This window comes from Rhizobacter sp. P3_C12, assembly GCF_056402735.1.
In genome coordinates, this window is record NZ_JBFUGW010000477.1 from 1 (window position 1) to 2,833 (window position 2,833).

Sequence of the window (2,833 nt, forward strand, 5' to 3'; positions counted from 1 at the left end):
TTGGTGGGGTGCACGTTCACGTCGACGCGGTCCGGCGCGATCTCGATGAACAGCACATACGCCGGCTGGCGCCCGCCGTGCAGCACGTCTTCGTAGGCGGAGCGCACGCCGTGGGCGATCAGCTTGTCGCGCACGTAGCGGCCGTTGACGTACACGTACTGCTGGTCGGCGCGGGCACGCGCCGCGGCCGGCGTGCCGGCGCGCCCGGTGATGCGCATCGGCCCCGCCTCCAGCATCACCTCGCAGCTCTGCTCGACGAACTCGTCGCCCATCACGTCGCGCACGCGCTGCGCCTGCGTCGCGCGGCGCCATTGCTGCGACAGCTTGCCTTCGTGCCAGACCGCGAAGCCGGCGTCGGGCCGGGCCAGCGCATGGCGGCGCACCGCATCGAGGCAGTGCGCGAACTCGGTGGCATCGGTCTTCAGGAACTTGCGGCGCGCCGGCGTGCTGAAGAACAGCTCGCGCACCTCGACGCTGGTGCCGATGCCGCGGGCCGCCGGCACCAGCTCGCCGGAGCGCGCATCGATGCGCTGCGCATGCGGCGCGCCCTCGGTGCGGCTCGCGATGGCGAGTTCAGCCACCGACGAGATGGCCGCCAGCGCCTCGCCGCGGAAGCCCATCGTGACGACGCCCTCCAGCTCGGCCAGCGACGCGATCTTGCTGGTGGCATGCCGGCGCAGCGCGAGCGGCAGCTCGTCGCTCGGGATGCCCTGCCCGTCGTCCTCGACCAGGATGCTGCGCACCCCGCCGGCCACCAGCTTCACGGTGATCTCGCGGCCGCCGGCGTCGAGCGCGTTGTCGACCAGCTCGCGCACCACCGAAGCCGGCCGCTCGACCACCTCGCCGGCGGCGATCTGGCTGATCAGCTCGTCGGGCAGCTCGCGGATCGGACGGCGTGGGGCGGGCTGCAAAAGGGCATTCATCCGGGAATTGTAGGAGGCTCGTGATAATGCCCCGATGCACGACCTGACCCTCCTTGTCACGCTGGCCGGCGGCCTCGCCTTTGCACTTGTCTTCGGGGCGCTGACGCGCCGCATCGGCCTGTCGACACTGGTCGGCTACATGCTCGCCGGCATCGTCGTGGGGCCGTTCACACCGGGTTTCGTGGCCGATGCGGGCCTCGCATCGCAGCTCGCCGAGATCGGCGTGATCCTGCTGATGTTCGGTGTCGGCATGCACTTCCACCCGCAGGAACTGCTGCGGGTGTGGAAGCTCGCGGTGCCGGGGGCGATCGGGCAGAGCCTGGTGGCCGGCGTGGCCGGCTGGGCGCTGGCGCGCTGCTTCGGCTGGTCGCATGCGGCCGGCGCGATCTTCGGCATGGCGCTGGCGGTGGCCAGCACGGTGGTGCTGATGCGCATGCTGGTCGAGCAGAACCGGCTCGCGAGCCGCGACGGCCATGTCGCGGTCGGCTGGCTGATCGTCGAGGACCTGTTCACCGTCGGCGCGCTGGTGGTGCTGCCGCTGCTTGCGCCGCCGGCCGAAGGCGCCGCCGGTGCGACGCAATCCTTGGGCATGGCGCTGCTGATGGCACTCGGCAAGGTCGTCGTCTTCGCGCTGCTGGTCGGCGTGGTCGGCACGCGCGTGGTCGGCCGGGTGCTCGAGAAGGTGGCGCGCACGCAATCGTCGGAGCTCTTCACGTTGACGGTGTTCGTCGTCGCGCTGGGCGTTGCGGTGCTGGCGGCCGAGGTGTTCCACGTGTCGGTCGCGCTGGGCGCGTTCTTCGCCGGGCTGGTGGTCGGGCAGTCGCGCTTCGGCCCGCAGGCGGCCGCCGACATGGCGCCGTTCCGCGACGTGTTCTCGGCGCTGTTCTTCGTCTCGGTGGGGATGCTGTTCAACCCGGGCTTCGTCATCCAGCAGCCGTGGATGGTGCTGGGCGTGCTCGCGATCGTGCTGGTGCTGAAGCCGCTGATCGCGGTGGCGATCGTCGGCGTGCTGCGCGAGCCCTCGCGCACCAGCGCGACGGTGGCGGTGGGTCTCGCGCAGATCGGCGAGTTCTCGTTCATCCTCGCGAGCCTGGGGCTGTCGATCGGCGTGCTGCCGCGCGAGGCGATGGATGCGCTGGTGGTCGGCGCGATCGTCTCGATCGCGGTGAACCCGCTGCTGTTCCGCTGGATCGGCAAGCGGGTCGCGGAGCCGGATCCGGCGCACGTCGAGCCCACCGCCGTGCCGGCCGCCGAGGCAGGGCACGCGACGCCCGCCGTGCTGCTGTGCGGCTACGGCGCGCTCGGCCGGCGCATCGCGGCGCGCTGCGTCGAGGGCGGCATCGCGATCACCGCGGTGCACCACGACCCGGACATCGAAGCGGTGCCCGGCATGACGCTGGTGTTCGGCGACCCGACCCGCGGCCAGGTGCTCGAGGCCGCCGGCATCGCCGATGCGCGGCTGCTGGTGGTCGCCGACCTGCTGCTCGGCGCCAAGATCCAGGTGTGCACGCAGGCCCGGCGGCTGAACCCGCGCATCGTGATCAGCGGCAGCGCGAACACCGATGCGGAGCGCGCCTGGCTGGAGGAGTTCGGCGCGCAGTTCGTCAGCGACGGGCGCGACGAGCAGAGCGCGCAGATGGCGCGGGCGATCAAGACGCTCCTGTAGCCTTCCATCGATCACGCCAGTACAAATGGCAGGGTGTCAGCGCTGGACAGCGCCCCGTAACGTGGCCGGATGCAACGTCATCCCCTCGAAAGCAAACCGCCCGCATCAGCCATAGCGAACCGCATCGTGGTGATCCGTCACGTGCGAGCCATGGTGGATGCCGATCTTGCCGCGCTATACGGTGTGTCAACCAAGCGACTGAATGAGCAGGTCAAACGCAACGCCAGCCGGTTCCCATCCGACT

3 protein-coding genes are annotated in these 2,833 nt (G+C 70.8%); 2 read left to right on the forward strand and 1 reads right to left on the reverse strand.

Translation table 11 applies throughout. The annotated features are described in order from the left end of the window. On the reverse strand, positions 1–923 hold a 923-nt coding region (gene mutL / locus AC1DXV_RS33380), incomplete at its 3' end, for a DNA mismatch repair endonuclease MutL (protein WP_477937843.1). Positions 924–957: 34 nt separating this feature from the next. Here mutL and AC1DXV_RS33385 point away from each other — a divergent pair. Next, entirely contained in the window at positions 958–2,589 is a 1,632-nt protein-coding gene (locus AC1DXV_RS33385; protein ID WP_477865409.1) for a cation:proton antiporter, read from the forward strand. 69 nt (positions 2,590–2,658) lie between these two features. After that, positions 2,659–2,833, forward strand: a 175-nt coding sequence (locus tag AC1DXV_RS33390) for an ORF6N domain-containing protein (protein ID WP_477937845.1), incomplete at its 3' end; no start/stop codon positions are given.